A 19,857-nucleotide genomic window follows, 5' to 3' on the forward strand; every position below is an offset into this window, starting at 1 on the left:
CGAGATCAGCGAAGCCGAAGGCCGTGCCATCTGCGCCACCCAATACAAGATCGACAAGACCGACCGCGCCAAGACACTGATCCGCAGGCGCAGCCAACGCCTCAAGGCAAACACGACGAGCCGACGCAATCAGGAGTCGCTCAGCGCTCCGGCAGCCGGCTCGTCTGCAAACCAGCCTACGAATGCCGCCCGAAGAACACCACAACGGGCTTGACGTCCGTTAGGAACTCAACGCGACACCCGTCTCCGGCCGCCCGACAGCCGCAGCTACGGGGAAAGCCGCAGGTCAGCCGCTTATCAGCCGATCAATGCCGGGATCTCCTGAGTCGCGAACCACAGCAGTTCGTGGTCGTCGGCGCGGTCCACGACCTGCTGCGCCTTCTCGTCACCGCTCAGTGCGGCGGACAGCGCGCCGAGCGCCGCCGTCACGTCGTCGACCGCGTCCTCCGCGTCGAGATGGACGGCCGCTGCCTTGGTCAACGGGACGGCGGCGGTCAGCCGCACCCGGCCGACGGCGCCCTCGTCGTCCCCTTCGTCGTCCCGTTCGCCGCCCGTCTCCTCGGCCACGGTGACGGTTGCCTCAGCGGCCTCCGCCACCACGACCACCCGGCGCCGCGCGGCCTCGAACTGGTCGGCCAGCAGCCGCAGTGAGGCGCCCGCCGCCTGCCGGAGCGCCGCGTACTCCAGCTCTTCCTCGTCCTGAGAGCCCCACCACGCGAGCAGCCCGGGGGTGACCGCGTACGCCTCGACGGGCGCCGGCCCCAGCTCACCCGCACCGTGAGCCTCGCTCAGTGCGGGCAGGGTCAGAGGGACATAGACACGCATGGGCTGCCGCTTTCGTGTATCGCCGGGGACCGTATGCCCCGTCAGCATACGGGCAGGGCGTCCGCGTCGCCCTCCCCAACGGCCCCGTAAACCCGCAGGTAGAGCTGGTGCGAGGTCAACGCGCAGCGGCCTCCCCCACCAGATAGGGGAACTTCCCCGGCCCCCTCCCCCACCCACCCCGGCTCATTGCGGTGCGCCGCGCTCCGCCGCTACAACCATTGCCGTCCAGCCAGTTACCGCCCGGTATCAGTCCGCCGGGCCCGGCACACCATCACGGGGGAGCCCATGACGACATCCGTCTCCGAGTCGGCATCCGGACGCCAACCGCGCAGGCGCACCCCGCGCACGGCACCGTCCCGGCCGCCGGCCCGGCGGGACAGCCGCCGTCCCGCCGACGCAGCCTTGCGCGCCGCGGCGCACCGTGCCCGCGAGCGTCGGCCCCCGTTCTGGTTCGCCCACCGCCTGCTGCTGGTACTGAGCGGCCAGTGCCCGGTCCACACGCTGCTCGCATACGCCAGGGGCCCGGCGTACGACCGGCTGTCCGCCCTCGCTCCCTTGGCCCCGCTCCGCCCCCGCGGCACCGACCGCACGGCACCCGCCGTACTGGAAGCGCGCGGCACCCAGCCCCGCGACGGCGTCATCGAAGCCTTCGCCCGCATCGCCACCGGCGCCCACCAGCGCGCCATGGCCTTCCGCCTGGAGTGGTGCCCCGACAACCGCTGGCGCTGCACAGCCATCGAGCTGGACGTCACCCCCTGATGCGGTGACGCGCCCCGAAAGGGGCGCGGGCAACGGCTCCCCTGGGGGTACCTCCCGGCCGGAGGCTGGGGGACTTCGGCCGGGAGGTGCCCCCACAAGCCACGACGATCCGCGGCCTGCGACTGACAGAAAGGGGCACCCTCTTGCCAGCACAAAGGGCCGGGCACCAAGTGCCCGGCCCTCACGCTTCGCGGCTACTTCCGCTTCTTACGCCCCTTCTGGGCCTTCCGCCGCTCCGCGCGGGTGAGGCCGTCGGCAGGCGAGCGGACCGGGCCGCTGTCGTCCGCCGGGGCGCCGGTGTCCGAGGTGTCGAGGTCGCGCTCGACCACGCCCCCCTCCGCGGTGGGCGCCGAGAAGTGCAGGCGGTCGGGACGCTGCGGCTGGTCCAGCCCCTTGGCATGGATGGCCGGAGCCGCGCCGGCCGGTACGGCGTCGCGCGGGCCCTCCTTCTCCAGGGACGGCGCCGGCGCCGCCTCCTCGACCGGGACCTCCTCGACCTGCTGCTCGACCTGGACCTCCAGGTTGAACAGATAGCCGACGGACTCCTCCTTGATGCCGTCCATCATGGCCTGGAACATGTCGTAGCCCTCCCGCTGGTACTCGACCAGCGGGTCCTTCTGGGCCATCGCTCGCAGGCCGATGCCCTCCTGGAGGTAGTCCATCTCGTACAGGTGCTCACGCCACTTGCGGTCGAGCACCGACAGCACCACGCGCCGCTCCAGCTCGCGCATGATCTCGGAGCCCAGCTCCTTCTCCCGCGCGTCGTACTGCTCGTGGATGTCGTCCTTGATGGCCTCGATGATGAAGTCGGCGGTCAGGCCCTCGCGGTCACCCGCGGCCTCCTCCAGTTCCTCGATGGGCACCTGCACCGGGTAGAGCTGCTTGAAGGCGCTCCACAGCCGCTCCAGGTCCCATTCCTCGGCGAAGCCCTCGACGGTCTCGGCCTGGACGTACGCCTCGATCGTGTCGTCCATGAAGTGCCGAACCTGCTCGTGCAGGTCCTCGCCCTCCAGGACACGGCGGCGCTCGCCGTAGATGACCTCGCGCTGCCGGTTGAGCACCTCGTCGTACTTGAGGACGTTCTTCCGGATCTCGAAGTTCTGCTGCTCGACCTGGGACTGCGCGGAGGCGATGGCGCGGGTCACCATCTTGTTCTCGATCGGGACGTCGTCCGGCACGTTCGCCATCGCCATCACGCGCTCCACCATCTGCGCCTTGAACAGCCGCATCAGGTCGTCGCCCAGCGACAGATAGAAGCGGGACTCGCCCGGGTCGCCCTGCCTACCGGAACGGCCGCGCAGCTGGTTGTCGATCCGGCGCGACTCGTGGCGCTCGGTGCCCAGCACATAGAGGCCGCCCAGCTCCTTGACCTCGTCGACGGCGGTCTTCACCGACTTCTCGGCCTTCTCCAGCGCGGCGGGCAGCGCGGCCGCCCACTCCTCCGGGTGCTCGTTCGGGTCGAGGCCGCGCTCGCGCAGCTCGTTCTCCGCCATGCCCTCGGCGTTGCCGCCGAGCTTGATGTCGGTACCACGACCGGCCATGTTCGTGGCGACCGTGACGGCGCCCTTACGGCCCGCCTCGGCGACGATCAGCGCCTCACGCTCGTGGTTCTTCGCATTGAGCACCTGGTGCGGGACACCGCGCTTGGTGAGCTGCTTGGAGAGGTACTCGGACTTCTCGACCGAGGTCGTGCCGACCAGGATCGGCTGGCCGATCTCGTGCTTCTCCACGATGTCGTCGACGACCGCGTCGAACTTGGCGACCTCGGTGCGGTAGATCAGGTCGGCCTGGTCCATACGGGCCAGCGGCCGGTTGGTCGGGATGGGGACGACGCCGAGCTTGTAGATCTGGTGGAACTCGGCGGCCTCGGTCATCGCCGTACCGGTCATACCCGAAAGAGTCTTGTAGAGGCGGAAGAAGTTCTGGAGGGTGATCGTGGCGAGCGTCTGGTTCTCGTCCTTGATCTCCACCCCCTCCTTCGCCTCGATCGCCTGGTGCATGCCCTCGTTGTAGCGGCGGCCGGCGAGGATACGGCCGGTGTGCTCGTCGACGATCATGACTTCGCCGTCGAGGACGACGTAGTCCTTGTCGTTCTTGTAGAGCTCCTTGGCCTTGATCGCGTTGTTGAGGTAACCGACCAGCGGGGTGTTGACCGACTCGTAGAGGTTGTCGATGCCCAGCCAGTCCTCGACCTTGGCGACGCCGGACTCGTGGATGGCGACCGTGCGCTTCTTCTCGTCGATCTCGTAGTCGCCCGTCTCCGGCTTCTGGGTGCGCGGATCGCCGGGCTCGCCCTTCTCCAGGCGCTTGACGAGCTTCGCGAAGTCGCTGTACCACTTCGTGGCCTGGTCGGCGGGTCCGGAGATGATCAGCGGCGTACGGGCCTCGTCGATGAGGATGGAGTCGACCTCGTCGACGATGGCGAAGTTGTGGCCCCGCTGCACCAGTTCGTCCTTCGACCACGCCATGTTGTCGCGCAGGTAGTCGAATCCGAACTCGTTGTTCGTGCCGTAGGTGATGTCGCACGCGTACTGCTCGCGGCGCTCAGCGGGGGACATGTTGGCGATGATGCAGCCGACGGTCAGCCCGAGGAAGCGGTGCACCCGGCCCATCCACTCGGAGTCACGCTGCGCCAGGTAGTCGTTGACCGTGATGATGTGCACACCGTCGCCCGACAGCGCGTTCAGATACGCGGGCAGCGTGCCGACCAGCGTCTTGCCCTCACCGGTCTTCATCTCGGCGACGTAACCGAGGTGCAGCGCACCGCCACCCATCAGCTGCACGTCGTAGTGCCGCTCGCCCAGCACCCGCTTGGCAGCCTCACGGACGGTCGCGAACGCTTCCGGCATCAGGTCGTCGAGGCTTTCGCCCTCGGCGTACCGCTCCTTGTACTCGTCCGTGAGTGCCCGCAGCTCGGCGTCCGACAGGTCGACGAAGTCCTCTTCGATGGAATTCACCTGCCGCGCGATGCGGTCCAGCTTGCGCAGGATCTTCCCTTCACCTGCACGCATGAGCTTGCCGAAGACGGACACTTAGGGTGGCTCCTTGCCGGTCGGGCCTGGCACGGTCTGCACGGTCAGTGCGGATGGTCGGTGCGGATACCGGCGAAGATCACCGATTTCGGCGAAGATCACCGAGGTCCTCTCCTTGCCGAGGGCCAATACCGCACCGGCCATCGTATGCGAGGGACGACTGCCCCTGTACCCCCAACGTGCCGGAGCCCCGGAAGGTGCCGGACAGCCCGACGGCACAATCAGGTTATGGAGCCCATCACACTGCACACCGAGCGGCTGGTCCTGCGCCCCTTCGAGGAGCGCGACGAGGCAGCTGTCGCCACCGCGTGCGACGATCCGGACATTCAGCGCTTCGTGCCAGTACCTGAGCCCTACACACTCAAGGATGCCGAAGACTTCGTCCGGGGTGCGAGCCCGGCCGGCTGGCGGGACGACACGATGTACAACTTCGGCGTCTTCACTCACCACGGCGAGCTTGCGGGCTCCATGGGCCTGGTCCGGCTCGCGCAGCTGCGCACCACGGAACGCCAGGCCGAACTGGGCTTCTGGACAGCCCGCGGCCACCGGCGCAAGGGCTACACGGCAGAGGCCGGGCGGGCGGTCGTCGAGTGGGCCTTCACCTCGCTGGGCGTGGAACGTCTGGAGTGGATCGCCCAGGTCGAGAACGAGGGGTCACGCGCTGTCGCCCAGCGGCTCGGCTTCGTGGAGGAAGGCGTACAGCGGGCACGCATCGTGCACAGGGGAACACGCCGCGACGCCCGCATCGCCGCACTGCTCCCCTCGGACTGGGGATACGGACTGGAGACGCCCTACCTGCCGTCGCCTCGCGAATAGCGGGCTCCGACGGGACGGAGCAGCGGGCTCCCGTGGGAAGCGGCAAGTGCGTTGTCAGTGGCCGCATTTATGGTGGGCCGCATGACGACTGGCCTGTCCACCACCGCTGTTCCGCCCGGCGCCGCAACCGCACCAGCTCCGCAGGTCTCCCTCTCCGCCGACGAGGCCCGACGGATCGTGCTGCGGGCCCAGGGGCTGCTGGGCGCCCCGGACCGGCGGGCGGGAGTGCGCGGAATGCTGCGGCGGCTGGGCGCCGTGCAGCTGGACACGATCTCGGTGCTGGCCCGGTCGCACGAACTGGTGCCCTACGCCCGGCTGGGTCCGGTGGGACGGCAGGCGGCGGAGTCGGCCTACTGGTCGGGGTCGCACACCTTCGAGTACTGGTCGCACGCCGCCTGTGTGCTGCCCATCGAGGAGTGGCCGCACTTCGCCTTCCGCCGCCGCGCCTTCCGCGACCGGGGCCACCGCTGGCACCAGATGAAGGATCGCGAGGGCTCCTGCGCCGCCGTCCGCGACCGGCTCAAGGCCGAGGGGCCGCTGACCACAGCGGGCCTGGGCGGCGGCCGTAACGGGGGCGAGTGGTGGGACTGGTCCGAGAGCAAGATCGCGGTGGAATGGCTGCTGGATGTCGGCGAGGTCGTCGTCACCGAGCGGCGCGGCTGGAAGCGCGTCTACGACCTGGCCGAGCGCGCCGTCCCCGAAGCGCTGCTCCACGACGACCTTGACGACCGCGAGTGCCTGCGCCGCCTGGTGGCCCAGGCGGGCGCCGCGCTCGGCGTCGCCACCCGTGCCGACCTGGCCGACTACCACCGGCTCAAAGGCGAGCAGGTGGACTCTGTACTGGCGGACACCGGCCTGGTCCCCGTTCAGGTACAGGGCTGGTCCCGCCCCGGCTGGGCCGACCCGGCGGCCCTGGAGAGCACCCCGCGCGGGCGGCACCGCACCACGCTGCTCTCCCCCTTCGACTCCCTCATCTGGGACCGCCCCCGCACCGAGCGCCTCTTCGGCTTCACACACCGCCTGGAGGCGTACGTCCCCAAGCCGAAGCGGGTGCACGGCTACTTCGCGATGCCCCTGCTCGCCGGCGGCAAGCTCGTCGGCCGCGTGGACCCGGCCCGCGAGGGCACCACCCTCGTCGCCCGCCAGCTCTCGCTGCAGAGCCCGAAGGCCGTGGAGCCGATGGCGCAGGCACTGGGCGAGGCCGCCGCCTGGGTGGGCTGCGACGCGGTACGGGTGGAACGCTGCGCCCCCGAAGAGCTGCGTCCCCCTCTCCGGACCGCTCTGGACGCACTGGGGCTCTGAAACACGCCGACGCCGGCAGATCGCCCAGGCCCGCCCCAGGCCCCTCCAGCAGCGCCTCAGCGGATTTCGAGGATCTTCTCCCGCATCGCATAGACCACCGCTTCCATCCGGGAGTGGAGCTGCAGCTTCTCCAGGATGTTGCGTACGTGGTTCTTCACGGTGTTCTCGCTGATGAACAGCTCTTTGGCGATGTCCCGGTTGTTCATCCCCGTGGCCACCAGCTTGAGCACCTCCAGCTCCCGGTCGGTGAGCTTGGGCGCGGGCACCAGCTTGCTCTCGTCGGTGCGCTGGATCATGGACTTGAACTCCGTGAGCAGCTTCGCCGCCATGGACGGGCTGATCTGCGACTGACCGTCGGCCACCGCCCGGATCGCCGTGGAGACCTCATCCGTGGAGATCTCCTTGAGCAGATAGCCGGTGGCACCCGCCTTGATGGCGTCGTAGAGATCGGCCTCCTCATCGCTGATCGTCAGCATGATGATCTTCGCGCTGGGCGCCACCTCCTTGATGGAGGTGCACGCCTCGATCCCGCCCCGCTTGGGCATCCGCACATCCATCAGCACGATGTCCGGCAGCAGGTCCGCCGCCTTGTCCACCGCCTCGGCCCCGTCTGCCGCCTCCCCGACGACCTGGATGTCCTCCTCCTGCGCCAGGACGATCTCCAGCCCACGCCGGAACAGCGCGTGGTCGTCGACGACCAGCACCCGGATCGGCTCCTTGCGCCGCTCCCGCTCCAGCGGCTCCTCCTCCGCCCCCGGGCCCGGGTGTGCGTCGGGCATGGGCATCACGGGCCCGAAGCTGTCCACCATCGTTCCTCCCCCTGCACCCTGGTCTCCCACCAACCCCGCTACGGCCAAAGGCGGTTGGCGTGGGTCTTGATGTTACTCATGCCGACGCCCCTGGCCGGGTCCCGCGGATCCGGCCAGGGGCGCGAACATCAAGCCGGTGGCGCACAGGGCTGTGCCAGGCCCGTGCTGGGCTGCCCGTAATGGGCTGTGCCGGTCTGCCGCCGTTCGGCGTCAGCCACCCAGCGCCCCGCCCGCTCCGGGCGGCGGCTCCTGGACGAACGGGTCCGGCTCCAGATGAATCACGCCGTAGTCGTAGCCGTGCCGCCGGTAGACGACACTGGGCTGCTTGGTCTCGGAGTCGACGAACAGATAGAAGTCGTGGCCTACCAACTCCATCTCGTAGAGCGCCTGGTCCAGCGTCATGGGTGCCGCCGCGTGCGTCTTCTCCCGGACGACGAGCGGCCCCTCGCCCTGCACCTCCAGCGGTCCCATCCTGGTGACCACAACGTGGCCGTCGGCCTCCGGGGGAGCGGCCACCGATCCGGCAGCCGCGTCGAGTTCTCCGTTGAGTTCCGACGCGAGGTGGGCGGTTGCCGCCGCCACACTCATCGGTGTGCGGCTCCCGCCACGGTGGACGCGACGCTTGTCCGCCTGCTTGCGCAGCCGGGCCTCCAGCCTGTTGGTGGCCAGATCGAGCGCCGCGTACGGGTCGGAGGCCGCGGCCTCCGCACGAATGACCGGTCCACGCGTACGCAGGGTGATCTCCACCCTGTCGGAACGGTCGGCCTGCCGGGGGTTGTGTTCCTTGGCCACCTCGACCTCTAGGTTGATCACCTTTCCGTCGAGCTTATGAACCTTCTCCAGCTTCTCGGCCACGTGCTTGCGGAACCGGTCGGGCACCTCTGTCTTTCGGCCCTTGACGACGATGTCCACGCAGAACTCCGTTCCCGGACAGTCCCACATCTCGGTGCAGAACCGTCCTTGGTGCACTGACGCCGGAGGCTCGGCCCTCCCGCCGTTGGCTCTCCGGCTCGAGGTCGGCTTGCGAGTTTCACCTCCTTCTCCCCCAGAGGGGAGATCGCCACCCAATCCGAACGTACCTCCAGCGGGGGATCCTCGGCACCCCCTACCGGCACGTACCTCCGATCAGGGGACTCATCCCTGGTATCACCTGCAACGATGTCCTCGATCCGATAGTTCCACCGCGGTCACCCGGGGCAACATTCAGTTTCCCCTGGTCACCCGTCCGAGCGCACCGCCAGCACCGCGGCCGCGGCCCCTCCTCCCAACGCCCGCGCCGCCTCGGTGAGCGACACACCTGTTGTCATTACATCGTCCACCAGCACGACCCGGCCCGCACCCAGCAGCCGTTCGCCGCCTGGCACCATCTCCAGGGCTCCGGCAAGATTCGCGGTCCGCTGTGCCGCCGTCAGCCCCGACTGGTCGACGACCCTCCGTCGTTGGCGCAGCACGGGCAGCACCCGTACGGCCATGCCCTCCCCCCTGAGCGTCCGCGCGGCCTCCTGCGCCATGCGCCGTACCGGGTCGTGCCCCCGCCCCGCGACTGCCCGGCGCGCGGAAGGCACCGGCACGAGCGTGACCGGCATCCGGCGCCGTGGGGACGGGCCGCCGTCCCGGGAGGGCGGCCCGCGCCGAGCGGGGGCGGTGGGCACGGAGGCAGGCGCTGAGGTCTCCGGCGCGTGCGAGGCCATCAGGACGGCGCGGGCGAGCACCGGTCCCAGCAACGCGGCAAGCCCAAGGGCACCGCGCTCCTTGTGAGCGAGCAGCGCGGCTCGGGTCTCGGCGGTGTACGTGAGCGCTCCGTACACCCGAGGCAGTCCGGACGGTACGCGCGAGGGCCAAACCCGCCGCGGCACCGCGCCATTCAGCACGCTGCTGCACTCGTCGCACAAGCGGTCCCGCTCGCGCGGACGACCGCAACCGGCACACCCCATGGGCAGCACCAGACCTGCGATTTCCCGCCGAAGTCCCTGCCAGGACTTCGGCATGACCCCCACTCTGGCATCCGGGGAGCGGCGCCACCACCCCTGTGGATAACTTCCGGAGCGACGTCGCTCCCAGCCCGAACAGCCATGCCGCGAGAGGGAATTACCGCAGGTCAGCGGCTCGCGCATCAGCCCGGACCACGCAACGACTCCGCTCAGCGCGGCTCAGCGGCTCCGCTCAGCAACTCAAGGGCTCAGCGCCTCAGCCCGGGTAGGCGGGAGCCGAGCCGTTCTCGGTCAGCATCTTCCAGTTCGCGTCGGGAGGCAGCCGTACGATGCCGTCCTCGGAGTCGGCGAGCAGCGGCTTGCTCTCGTCCTCGGAGGCGGCGACCCCCGTCACGTCGGTGATCCCCGGGAGGGTCGGCTGGTCCGAGACCGAGCCGTCGGTCTCCATGTACTGCAATTGCTGCACGCTCCCGGACTCGCGCCCCACCACCACGAGCCGGCTGCCGCCCGCCCACGACGCCGCCGAGACATCCACCAGCTGGGGTGCCACGGGGCGGAGTTGCTCCACCGTCACGCGGGGCTTCTTCGTCGTACCCCCGCGCACCACTCGGCCGAGCTGGAGCGATGCCTGCCCGTTGCGTTCACGTACGCGCAGCGCGATCCGTACCCCGTCGGAGGAGATCCGCAGCGACTCGATGCGCTCCCCCTTGTCCAGGTCCGGTACGCGTACCTCGTCGGGCCGCTCCTTGCCGCTGCGCAGCCGCAGCAGCCGGGGGTTGTCCGGGTCGCGGTCGGCCACCCACAGATCACCGAGCCCGTCCCAGCTGGGCGCCGTCAACCGGTCGTTCTCGTTCTTGGCCTTGCTGGTGAGCACCGGGTCATCGTGCGTGGTGGCCGCGCTGCTTCCCTCCAGTGAGGCGACGTAGAGCCCGCGCCGCCCGCGCGAGACGGCGGCCCCCTCGTTCTCGATCCGGTTCACCGCTACGGCGCCCATCTCCACCTGCCCGCTGCCCAGCGGACCTTCGACCGGGTGCGGCGACTCGTTCTTACGCTGGACGGCGGCGACCCGGTGGTTCTCGTCGACGAAGTACGCCTTCTTCGCACTGCCGTTGAGGCGCCCCGGCTGGTATGCGGCGACTTGTTCCCGCGTCTGTGCGCACAGCTCGCGGTTCTTCGGCCCCACCAGTTCCACCTTGCCGACCTTCGCCGACGCCTGGTCCTGCACCGTGTACAGCACCTGCGCGGCCATCCGCACGCACTGCTTGCCCCCGGCCGTGGCCCCCCGGGCGTTGAGCCGTACGCGCAGGACTCCCGAGTCGTCCACCGAGAGGTGCTGTCCGGGCGCCAGGCGGGTCCCGCGGGGGAACGAGGAGTTGACCACGCGGTCGATCCATCCGGACGGCCCCTGCAACAGCGCGGAGACCGTCTTGGTGACCGGGTCGATACGACGACGCAGATAGACCGGATCGGCCACGAGCACGTTCTGACCATCCGTGATCGAATCCGCATCCGGGCCGAGCTGCGCGTAGTAGTAGGTGTTGATGGGACGGTAGATGCGCTGAAAGTCGGACTCGCCGAGCACGAGGCCGTCCGGCATCTCGTCGATCCGCCACTCCCCGTCCACCTTGGTCAGATGAAAGACCTCGCTGTAGTCGCCCTTGGAGGGCGAATAGGCATGCTTGCTGTCCACCTCGGCCATCCGGGCCCCGGAGACCTCCACGGAGTAGCCGTCATCCGTGGGTGGACTGATGCGCCGGGGTGCCTTCGCCGCACTCGGCCCCTCCGAGAGGACGGTCGTCGACGCGAACGGGTCCCAGCGGCGGGCCAGACTGCGGGTCAGATATTCGCGCGCGGTGGGAAAAGTGGCCTCGTCGCTGGTCGTCGCCTCCAGGAAGCCCCGCACGATCTGCGCCGGCGCCTCACCCTTCTGTGGGCTGACGCTGTAGACGCGCACCTGGGAGTCGCCGTCGGCGTGGTGCGAGGAGCTGACATGTTTGACCTTGCCGCCGTCCGGCATCGACGCACACCCGGCCAGCAGTGTCCCGCACGCGGCGAGGATGACCAGCGCGCGCTGCCGTCGCAGCGCGCCTCCCCCACATTTCGTGCGCCCCTGGGCGGCGCTCATCCCCGCTCCCCTCCGGACCGTCCCACTCGCTCGTCGTCCCGCACGCCTCCGGTGGCCCCGCCCGTCGCCACCGGTGAAGCGCCCGCCGGCGCGGCCGTCCGCTCCCGTTCGCGTGCCCGCTCCCGCTTTCGGCGCGAATCCTCGGGCTCCAGCCGCAGCGGCGAGCCACGCAGCGGCTCCCCGGCCGTACAGGGCAGTACGAGCAGGAACTGCGAACCGTCCCCCTGCGCACCCCAGGCCCGCAGCCACCCGCCGTGCAGCCGGGCGTCTTCCAGCGCGATCGACAGCCCCAGCCCCGTGCCGCCCGTCGTCCGGGCCCGCGCCGGGTCGGCACGCCAGAAGCGGTTGAAGACGCGCTCCGCCTCGCCCTCCTTGAGGCCGACGCCGTAGTCCCGTACGGCCACCGCCACCGCACCGCCGCCGGTCGCCAGCCGCACCACGACGTCAGCGCCCTCACCATGCTCGACGGCGTTGTCGACCAGGTTGCGGAGCACCCGCTCGATCCTGCGCCCGTCCACCTCCGCGATCACGGGCTGCTCGTCACCCCGTACGAGAATCCTTCCGCCCTTGCGCTCGGCGAGCGGCTCACAGCCCTCGACGACCCGGTGCACCACATCGCGCAGGTCGACGGCGCTCGCCTCCAGATTGGCAGCGCCCGCGTCGAACCGGCTGATCTCCAGCAGGTCGGCCAGCAGGGACTCGAACCGGTCGAGCTGCCCGAGCAGCAGTTCGGCCGAGCGTGCGGTCGCCGGATCGAAGTCCTCGCGCGCCTCATGGATGACGTCGGCCGCCATCCGCACCGTCGTCAGCGGCGTCCGCAGCTCGTGCGAGACGTCCGAGACGAAGCGGCGCTGCATCCGGGACAGCTCCTCCAGCTGCTGGATCTTGACCTGGAGATTCTGCGCCATTTTATTGAAGGCTTCCCCCAAACGGGCGATGTCGTCCTCGCCGGTGACCTTCATCCGCTCCTGGAGCCGGCCGGCCGCCAGCCGCTCGGAGATCCCGGCGGCCATCCGTACGGGCGTCACCACCTGCCGCACCACCAGCCACGCGATCGCGCCCAGCAGCACCACGACGAACACCCCTGCGGTCGCCAGCGTGCCCTTGACCAGGCTCAGCGACTCCTCCTCCTGGGCGAAGGGGAAGACGTAGTAGAGCTGGAAGGGATTGCCGCGTGCGTCGTTGAGGCGCTTGCCGACGATCAGTGCCGGGTCGCTGCTGTGGTCCTGCCGGTAGACGCGCGCGTAGCGGCGGTGCGGCCCCGGCTCGTCGTCGAGGGCCTTCCGCAGGTCCTTGGGGATGCTCTCCTCGGGGCGGATGTCGCCGGAGGAGCGCGGGCCGCGGGTGGTGAGGCTGCTGTTGCCGAGGAACGGCGACTCGTTGTTGTCGGAGCCGAGCGCCACCACCGAGTAGACGCCTTGCCCGCCGCTGGCGAGCTGCTCGACCAGGTTGTTCAGCCAGGTGCCGGAGTTCTGAGCACTTCTGCTGCCGCGGATGCTGTCCTCGCCGCTGGGGCCGCTGCCCGCGCTGTCGGCCATCCGTTCGGCTGCGGCGAAGCCGCCCGATGCCTGGCTCTGCGCTGTCTGCTCCTTGGCCTCCAGCAGACCGTTGCGGACCTGCACGATGACGACGAGCCCCAGCAGCAGCACGACACCGAGCGAGAGCAGCAGCGTGGCCACGACAACCCGGAGCTGGATGTTCCGCCGCCACAGCCGCATCACCGGCAGCAACGGCCTGCGCACCCACCGCACGAAAAAGCGCACCATGGGGCGCGCGCCGGGACCGGTCGCGCCCTCGGGGAGGAGACCGTCGGAGAAGAGGACACCACTTCGCCACAAACGCCCGAATTTGGATATATCGGACTCGCGACCAGCGCCTCGCCCCCCACCCGTGCGGTGCGGTGCGGTGTTACGGGTCATCTCAGCTGGGCCCGGCCTTGTATCCCACGCCGCGCACGGTCACCACGATCTCCGGCCGCTCCGGATCCTTCTCGACCTTGGAGCGCAGCCGCTGCACATGGACGTTGACCAGCCGGGTGTCCGCCGCGTGCCGGTACCCCCACACCTGCTCCAGCAGCACCTCGCGCGTGAAGACCTGCCACGGCTTACGCGCCAGCGCCACCAGAAGATCGAACTCGAGCGGGGTCAGCGCTATGGACTGCCCCTCCCGCTTCACCGAGTGCCCGGCCACATCGATCACCAGATCGCCGATGGCCAGCTGCTCCGGCGTCGGCTCCTCGGAACGGCGCAGCCGCGCCCTGATCCGTGCCACCAGCTCCTTCGGCTTGAACGGCTTGACGATGTAGTCGTCGGCCCCCGACTCCAGCCCGACCACCACATCGACCGTGTCGCTCTTGGCGGTGAGCATGACCACCGGCACCCCGGACTCCGCCCGGATCAGGCGGCACACCTCGATACCGTCCCTCCCCGGCAGCATCAGGTCGAGCAGCACCAGGTCAGGCTTGGTCTCCCGGAAGGCGGCAAGCGCCTTGTCGCCGTCCGCGACGAACGACGGTTCAAAACCTTCTCCGCGCAGAACAATGCCGAGCATCTCTGCCAGTGCGGTGTCGTCATCGACGACAAGGACGCGTCCCTTCATGCCTTCATCATCCCATTAGCCGATCGTGCCGCCCTCCTACGTGATGTGTAACACAGCTCCGCGATACTGCCGGGTGTCACGGGAGAGGCCACCCCCTCATCCGTCACCACGGCCGTGACCAGCGCAGACGGCGTCACATCGAACGCAGGATTGTAGGCTTGCGCCCCCACCGGAACCAGCGCCGGACCCACTCCCGGATCCTCTCCGAAGGTCGGCCCAGGGCCGGTCCCAGGACCCATCGGTCTCGCCCATGGCCCCTCGGTCACCTCGTGCGCCGCCCGCTGCTCCACCTCGATGCCGCTGCCCGACTCCGTGTCCAGGTCGATCGTCGTCACCGGAGCCACCACCACGAACGGCACCCCGTGATGCCCGGCCAGCACCGCCAGCGAATACGTCCCGACCTTGTTCGCGACCGACCCGTCCGCCGCGATCCGGTCGGCCCCCACCAACACCGCATCCACCTCACCGGCCGCGAACAGCGACCCCGCGGCACTGTCCGCCAGCACGCTGTAGGCCATCCCGGCCTCTGCCGCCTCGTACGCCGTCAGCCGTGCCCCCTGCAACAGCGGCCTCGTCTCCCCCACCCACAGCCGCCGCAGCTCACCGGCACGGTGCACCGCCTTGACGACGGCCAGCGCCGTGCCGTCCCCACCCGAGACCAGCCTCCCGGTGTTGCAGTGCGTCAGGACCCGCAGCCCGCCGCCGGGCACCAACTCTGCCAGCAGCGCACGCCCGTACTCGGCTATCCGGTCGCTCGCCTCGGCATCCTCCCGGTGCAGCGCCCGCGCCTCCGCCAGCGCCCGAGCAGCGGCGGCCGCCTCACCTTCCCCCTCCCGGACCGCCTCCCGGTACGCGGCCTCCACCCGCCGCGCCCCGTACGCAAGATTCACCGCCGTCGGCCGCGCATGCGCCAGCTGCTCCGCGGCATCCGCCACATCGAACCCACGCGCCGCCGCCAACGCGACCCCGTATCCCCCGGCTAGGCCCAGAACCGGCGCACCCCGCACCGCCAGCGACCGGATCGCGTCCACCAGCGCCGGCACATCGGTGCACACCAGCTCCGCCTCCTCCGCCGGCAGCCGAGTCTGGTCGAGGAGCACGACGACGGGCCCCTCCGGCAACTCCTCGTAACGGATCACGGGCACACACTCATCAGCCATCCGTCCAGTCTGCCCGCTCGGCGCAGGCCCGATGAAGGGCGTCGCCCGCTCCCGCCCGGCCGCACCCGCACAGCCCCGTGGCACGATGGGCAACCCAGCAGGCACGGGACTACCCACCACGAGGTGACCTCAAGTGAACGACTCCCCGGGCTGGGCTTCGCCCGGATCCGCTTCGCCCGACCCCCGTCCCTCCGGCAACCCCGAAGAGGACGACGGCACCCCCGGCGACGACACGGAGCGCACTTCCTCCGAGGCAGCACCCCGCCCCGCAACAGACGACAGCCCCCGCCCCAGCAAGTGGGCCGCCGACCAGCCCCCCGCCGCCCCTCAGGGCTGGACCTGGGGCGACCAGTGCGATGACCGAGGCCGGCGCAAGGGCCGAGGCCCTGTCCCCAGGCAGCACCCCGCCCGGCCCTCGAACCAGGCAGGCGGATGGGGTGCCACCCCACCGCCCGGTGCCGGCCCCAACCCCGGCTGGAACAGCGCCGGCTGGGCCCAGCCTCCGCTGGCCGCGAAGCCCGGCGTCATCCCGCTCAGGCCCCTGGGCATCGGCGAGATCCTGGACGGCTCCGTCAGGGCTATGCGCGCCCACTGGCGCACCGCGCTGGGCATCTCCCTGGTCGTCGCCGTCCTCACCGAACTCGTCTCGGTCATCACCATGCGCCTCTGGTTCGGCGACACCAGCGAACTCGAAGCCCTCGCCGACAACGACAACCCCAGCCTCCAGGACCTCAACAACGCCCTCACCAGCACCCTCGGCAGCGTCAGCGTGCCCGGCGTCGTCGGCATGCTCGGCACCGTGATCGCCACCGCCATGCTGACCGTGGTCGTCAGCCGCGCGGTCCTCGGCCGCCAGGTCACTCTCGGCGATGCATGGCGGGACGCCCGCCCTCAGCTGCTGCGCCTGCTCGGCCTGCTGGTCCTCATTCCCCTCCTGGTCGCCCTCGTCCTCCTCGGCTGCCTGCTTCCCGGCATCCTCACCGCATTCGCGGGCCCGGCCGGCCTGGCGGTCTCCCTCCTCTTCCTCGGCCTGCTCGGCGGAATAGCCGCTGCCGCCTGGGTCTGGGTCCGCTTCTGCCTCGCACCCCCGGCCCTGATGCTGGAGAAGCAGGGCCTCATCGCCTCCATGCGCCGCTCAGCCAAGCTGGTACGCGGCAACTGGTGGCGCATCCTGGGGATACAGCTCCTCACCCTCCTCCTCGTCTTCGTCATCTCCTTGGTGGTCTCGTTGCCGACCACCGCCATCTCCGCACTCGTCAGCGGCGGAGACACCCTCACGGACCCGGCTGCCGCCACCCGCTGGACCTCCCTCGTCATCAGCGGCATCGGCTCCGTTCTCGCCTCGACCGTCTCCCTCCCCCTCAGCGCGGGCATCACCGCCCTCCTCTACCTCGACCAGCGCATCCGCCGCGAGGCGCTCGACCTCGAGCTGGCCCGCGCCGCGGGCGTCCCCGGCTTCGAGCGCCAGGATCCCGAGCCGCCCGCTCCGGAAAGCTGACGTCATGCCGGGGGGGATACGCCGAACGCGAGCTGTCCCGGCCTGAGTACCACGAGCACGGCCCCAACCTGCTCCAGCGCGCCCTCGACTGACTGCGGCACCGCATCGGCGATCTGCTCACCACTGCAGCCGAAGCCACACCAGGCGGCTGGGTGGCCTCACCACCATCGCGCTCCTCTGTGTCCTCCCTCTCGTCGCCCTCCGCCTCACCCTGGGCAAACTCCGCCCTGTGCCGACCACAGGCTCCGTCCCCCCTCTCCACCGATCGGCCGCGCAGCACAGCCGACCATCGGCCCGCCGCCAAGTCCCACGCAGCGGCCGGCCACTGGAGCACAGCCCTCCAGAAACGGATGCGCGCCATCGTCCGCTCCCTCGAAGAGCGTGCACTGCTCGGCCCTCGGCCGGGCCACACTGCCGACGAAGCCGCCGCCGAGGCAGGCAACACCTTCCCGCCCACGCCGACCAACTACGCGCCGCCCTCACCTTCGACTAGTGCCGTATCAGGCAAGGTTCGCCCTGAACGGCCTGTGTTGGGCATGGTGCCTGGGCTGTTGCTCGTCGTCAGTTACCGGCTGGGATGGATGAGTGTGCGGAAAGTTATCGACACCCGCCGCCCACGCGGGACGCGACCTGTTGGGCCAGGGTCACTCTTGCGCGCCGCAATGGCATGGCGCCATGTGTACCGCGCTGGACCGGTCATGACGAGCAGGCTGCCCGGTGCGAGAGGCACCGCCAGCTTCGAGCCATCCTCGGGATTGGTGAAGTCCATGTGGCAGTTAGAGCCTAGGGAGAGCGCCGTGACGACCGGGCCGAAGTGCGGCAGGCTGTCGATATGGGCGCTGATGCCCTGCCCCGGCTGGTATTCATTGATGATCACTTGATCCGCTTCCCGGTCCATCAGCCCCTCGCTGACCAGGCGGGTGGCCGCTTGCCGTGCCCAAGTCGGAAGCGGTGGCACGGCAGTCTGCGAGGGTGCGGCCACGCTGCGGCGTCCGTAGTCGTATCGATGGCCGTAGTGCTGTACGCGCCGCTTCAGCTGTGTCGACCACGGCTCGGTGTCGATGTCAGAGAGCAGGGTGTCTTGGGCCTCCGGACTGATCCAACCGGCGGTGTAGTGCAGTCCCGGCACCGAAGTGGACGGTTCTGAGAGGGAGGTGACATCGCTGTCGAAGGGGAGTTGACCGGAAGTCTCAGACATGCCCGCAGAGTAGCCAGTCCTTCCCTCACGCTGTGCGGGTGGCGGAACGAGTACGCGTCCGCGAGATCGATGACGACGAGGGGCAGGGCCTGTTGCGGATCATCCGCAGAGGTACGGGGTCGGTGGTGACCTGGCGGCGGGCCCAGATGGCGCTGCTGTCCGCGCAGGGCATGCCGGTGGCGAAGATCGCCGAGGGGACCTTCACCAGCCCGGACCGGGTCCGGGATGTGATCCATAACTTCAACGCCGACGGCTTCGACTCGCTCTACCCGAAGTACAAGGGAGGCCGGCCCATGACCTTCACCCTGCCCGAGCGCCGCAAGATCAAGAAGATCGCCAAGTCCAGGCCGGCCGAGCACGACCTGCCGTTCTCGACCTGGAGCCTGGCCAAGCTCGCCGACTTCCTGGTCGCCGAGGGGGTAGTCGACGACTTCAGCCACGAGGGCTTGCGAGTCCTGCTCTGCGAGGAGGGCGTGTCCTTCAACGCATAGACCTGGAAGACCTCCCGCGACCCCGACTACGCCGCCAAGAAGGCACGCGTCGAGCACCTCTACGCCATCGCCGACGGCGAGGTCATACCCGAGGACGACGAACCCGAAGTCGCTTTCCGCACTGACGAGTTCGACCCGCTCAAGCTCCAGCCCCACCCCGGGCGGCAATGGGCCGAGCGCCGCGGTAAGCACAAGGACCCCCACCGGAACCCCCCGACCCCGCAGGGGGCGACCTACACCCGCCCGCACGGGGTCCGCCACCTGTTCGCAGAAGAACCGCACGAGGTTCCTTCAGTTCTGCCGCTACCTGCGCAGCCTCTACCCGCCCGAGATCAGGACCGCGATCGTGCTCGACAACTCCTCCCCGCACCTGACCACGAAGAAGGACACTCGGGTCGGCGACTGGGGCCAACAACGTCGAGTTCGCCGACACGCCGACCAACAGTTCATGGCTGACCCGCATCGAGGCTCAGCTCACCGCCCTGCGCTACTTCGCGCTGGACGGCACCGACCACCCCAGCCACAAGGAACAAGGCAGCATGATCCGCCGCTAGATCATCTGGCGGAAAAGCACGCCACCGACGAACGGCTACGCGCAGTGGTCAACAGGCGAACGTTGCCTGATACGGCACTAGGTCACCTATGCCGGCCGCCCAGCCGACCAGGTTGGCTACACACTCCTCCGCGATAACGACAACGCCCTCCTGCGCTGCACCCCCGCTCTCCCCGCCGCTCTCACCTCCCCAGCGCCGACCACCAGCGAAGAAATCGTTTAAGAGCCGCGGCTCCCATCTCTCCCCCCGGCCCACCTCAGCCTCACCCACAGCGCGTCACCTCTGACGCCAAGCCCGCGGTCTCCTCCTGGCCGCCGCCATCCTCGCCGAGGCAGGAGTGCCGTCGCCGCCCTGCGCTCGGACGAGCACACCGGCTCCCTAGACCCCCCGCGCGGCCACCCCTACGGCAGCAAGGCCGTCTCCCACCTCCTCGCCGAACGCGGCGCATCCACCAAGGTCCTCACCAGCTCCACAGCCATCCCCCAACAGGCCGGAGCCGACACCACTCTCCTCATTCCGTTCTCCACCGATGTGTACTTGGCCCTTAAGGCTCCAGGGCGTCTGTGAAACAGAGCCGGGGGGGAGCAGAGCGAATTCCCCCGCCCGGGAAAGGGCCTGGGAAAGAATTTAGGCATGGAAAAGCCCCGTTGGCGTCAGCCAACGGGGCTTTCCTCACAAAGAGTTCGGCGGTGTCCTACTCTCCCACACGCTCCCGCATGCAGTACCATCGGCGCTGAAAGGCTTAGCTTCCGGGTTCGG

The 19,857-nt window shown here is 69.6% G+C and carries 15 protein-coding genes, 1 rRNA gene and 2 pseudogenes; 7 read left to right on the forward strand and 11 right to left on the reverse strand.

The window, feature by feature from the left end:
* A partial coding sequence (locus ACTWP9_RS36095) for a hypothetical protein (RefSeq protein WP_443250559.1) occupies nt 1-214 on the forward strand: 214 nt, incomplete at its 5' end.
* 83 nt (nt 215-297) lie between these two features.
* On the opposite strand, the gene ACTWP9_RS36100 is transcribed toward ACTWP9_RS36095, so the two are convergent.
* Nucleotides 298-825 (reverse strand): DUF6912 family protein, encoded by a 528-nt coding sequence (locus tag ACTWP9_RS36100; RefSeq protein WP_443250560.1) that lies wholly within the window; start codon nt 823-825, stop codon nt 298-300.
* A gap of 285 nt (nt 826-1,110) precedes the next feature.
* Between ACTWP9_RS36100 and ACTWP9_RS36105 the strand changes: the two genes are divergently transcribed.
* Nucleotides 1,111-1,584, forward strand: a complete 474-nt coding sequence (locus ACTWP9_RS36105) for an Rv3235 family protein (protein ID WP_443250561.1) — start codon at nt 1,111-1,113, stop codon at nt 1,582-1,584.
* Between the two features lie 194 nt (nt 1,585-1,778).
* Here ACTWP9_RS36105 and secA read toward each other — a convergent pair whose 3' ends face one another.
* Nucleotides 1,779-4,616, reverse strand: coding sequence for a preprotein translocase subunit SecA (secA, locus tag ACTWP9_RS36110; protein ID WP_443250562.1), 2,838 nt, complete (start codon nt 4,614-4,616; stop codon nt 1,779-1,781).
* Between the two features lie 228 nt (nt 4,617-4,844).
* Between secA and ACTWP9_RS36115 the strand changes: the two genes are divergently transcribed.
* The gene (locus tag ACTWP9_RS36115; protein WP_443250563.1) at nt 4,845-5,432 is read left to right on the forward strand and encodes a GNAT family N-acetyltransferase; all 588 of its coding nucleotides are present in this window, start codon (nt 4,845-4,847) and stop codon (nt 5,430-5,432) included.
* An 81-nt stretch (nt 5,433-5,513) separates the two neighbouring features.
* Entirely contained in the window at nt 5,514-6,734 is a 1,221-nt protein-coding gene (locus ACTWP9_RS36120) for a winged helix-turn-helix domain-containing protein (RefSeq protein WP_443250564.1), read from the forward strand.
* 56 nt (nt 6,735-6,790) lie between these two features.
* Here ACTWP9_RS36120 and ACTWP9_RS36125 read toward each other — a convergent pair whose 3' ends face one another.
* The 7 genes from ACTWP9_RS36125 to mtnA form a co-directional block, all read right to left on the reverse strand.
* On the reverse strand, nt 6,791-7,543 hold the full coding sequence (locus ACTWP9_RS36125) for a response regulator (RefSeq protein WP_433107274.1): 753 nt from the start codon (nt 7,541-7,543) through the stop codon (nt 6,791-6,793).
* A gap of 210 nt (nt 7,544-7,753) precedes the next feature.
* The gene (gene hpf / locus ACTWP9_RS36130) at nt 7,754-8,455 is read right to left on the reverse strand and encodes a ribosome hibernation-promoting factor, HPF/YfiA family (protein WP_443250565.1); all 702 of its coding nucleotides are present in this window, start codon (nt 8,453-8,455) and stop codon (nt 7,754-7,756) included.
* Nucleotides 8,456-8,760: 305 nt separating this feature from the next.
* The gene (locus ACTWP9_RS36135; protein ID WP_443250566.1) at nt 8,761-9,351 is read right to left on the reverse strand and encodes a ComF family protein; all 591 of its coding nucleotides are present in this window, start codon (nt 9,349-9,351) and stop codon (nt 8,761-8,763) included.
* A 379-nt stretch (nt 9,352-9,730) separates the two neighbouring features.
* The gene (locus tag ACTWP9_RS36140; protein ID WP_443250567.1) at nt 9,731-11,599 is read right to left on the reverse strand and encodes an LpqB family beta-propeller domain-containing protein; all 1,869 of its coding nucleotides are present in this window, start codon (nt 11,597-11,599) and stop codon (nt 9,731-9,733) included.
* On the reverse strand, nt 11,596-13,518 hold the full coding sequence (gene mtrB / locus ACTWP9_RS36145) for an MtrAB system histidine kinase MtrB (RefSeq protein ID WP_443250568.1): 1,923 nt from the start codon (nt 13,516-13,518) through the stop codon (nt 11,596-11,598). The genes ACTWP9_RS36140 and mtrB overlap by 4 nt, the downstream gene beginning before the upstream one ends.
* Before the next feature lies 1 nt (nt 13,519).
* On the reverse strand, nt 13,520-14,197 hold the full coding sequence (gene mtrA, locus ACTWP9_RS36150) for a two-component system response regulator MtrA (protein WP_443250569.1): 678 nt from the start codon (nt 14,195-14,197) through the stop codon (nt 13,520-13,522).
* A complete protein-coding gene (mtnA, locus tag ACTWP9_RS36155; protein ID WP_443250570.1) occupies nt 14,194-15,357 on the reverse strand; it encodes an S-methyl-5-thioribose-1-phosphate isomerase in 1,164 nt (387 codons plus the stop codon). The genes mtrA and mtnA overlap by 4 nt, the downstream gene beginning before the upstream one ends.
* Before the next feature lie 133 nt (nt 15,358-15,490).
* Here mtnA and ACTWP9_RS36160 point away from each other — a divergent pair, with 133 nt between their 5' ends.
* Both ACTWP9_RS36160 and ACTWP9_RS36165 read left to right on the forward strand, forming a co-directional pair.
* Complete coding sequence (locus ACTWP9_RS36160; RefSeq protein ID WP_443250571.1) at nt 15,491-16,855, forward strand: DUF7847 domain-containing protein; 1,365 nt, start codon at nt 15,491-15,493, stop codon at nt 16,853-16,855.
* Between the two features lie 254 nt (nt 16,856-17,109).
* A pseudogene (locus tag ACTWP9_RS36165) lies at nt 17,110-17,333 on the forward strand (DUF4129 domain-containing protein); the annotation flags it as partial.
* An 87-nt stretch (nt 17,334-17,420) separates the two neighbouring features.
* Here the strand turns inward: ACTWP9_RS36165 and ACTWP9_RS36170 are convergent.
* Nucleotides 17,421-18,053 (reverse strand): alpha-ketoglutarate-dependent dioxygenase AlkB, encoded by a 633-nt coding sequence (locus ACTWP9_RS36170; RefSeq protein WP_443250572.1) that lies wholly within the window; start codon nt 18,051-18,053, stop codon nt 17,421-17,423.
* A 38-nt stretch (nt 18,054-18,091) separates the two neighbouring features.
* Here ACTWP9_RS36170 and ACTWP9_RS36175 point away from each other — a divergent pair.
* A pseudogene (locus ACTWP9_RS36175) lies at nt 18,092-19,095 on the forward strand (helix-turn-helix domain-containing protein); the annotation flags it as partial.
* 684 nt (nt 19,096-19,779) lie between these two features.
* On the opposite strand, the gene rrf reads toward ACTWP9_RS36175, so the two are convergent.
* Nucleotides 19,780-19,857, reverse strand: a 5S ribosomal RNA gene (rrf, locus tag ACTWP9_RS36180); the annotation flags it as partial.

Origin of the sequence: Streptomyces sp. 3N207 (genome assembly GCF_052246355.1) — a bacterium.
Lineage (GTDB): Bacteria > Actinomycetota > Actinomycetes > Streptomycetales > Streptomycetaceae > Streptomyces.

Bases quoted from the DNA above. Each gene is read 5' to 3' on its own strand.
- ACTWP9_RS36100 (WP_443250560.1), bottom strand. From the start codon at position 825: ATGCGTGTCTATGTCCCTCTGACCCTGCCCGCACTGAGCGAGGCTCAC.
- ACTWP9_RS36105 (WP_443250561.1), top strand. From the start codon at position 1,111: ATGACGACATCCGTCTCCGAGTCGGCATCCGGACGCCAACCGCGCAGG.
- ACTWP9_RS36115 (WP_443250563.1), top strand. From the start codon at position 4,845: ATGGAGCCCATCACACTGCACACCGAGCGGCTGGTCCTGCGCCCCTTC.
- ACTWP9_RS36120 (WP_443250564.1), top strand. From the start codon at position 5,514: ATGACGACTGGCCTGTCCACCACCGCTGTTCCGCCCGGCGCCGCAACC.
- ACTWP9_RS36125 (WP_433107274.1), bottom strand. From the start codon at position 7,543: ATGGTGGACAGCTTCGGGCCCGTGATGCCCATGCCCGACGCACACCCG.
- ACTWP9_RS36140 (WP_443250567.1), bottom strand. From the start codon at position 11,599: ATGAGCGCCGCCCAGGGGCGCACGAAATGTGGGGGAGGCGCGCTGCGA.
- mtrB (WP_443250568.1), bottom strand. From the start codon at position 13,518: ATGACCCGTAACACCGCACCGCACCGCACGGGTGGGGGGCGAGGCGCT.
- mtrA (WP_443250569.1), bottom strand. From the start codon at position 14,197: ATGAAGGGACGCGTCCTTGTCGTCGATGACGACACCGCACTGGCAGAG.
- mtnA (WP_443250570.1), bottom strand. From the start codon at position 15,357: ATGGCTGATGAGTGTGTGCCCGTGATCCGTTACGAGGAGTTGCCGGAG.
- ACTWP9_RS36170 (WP_443250572.1), bottom strand. From the start codon at position 18,053: ATGTCTGAGACTTCCGGTCAACTCCCCTTCGACAGCGATGTCACCTCC.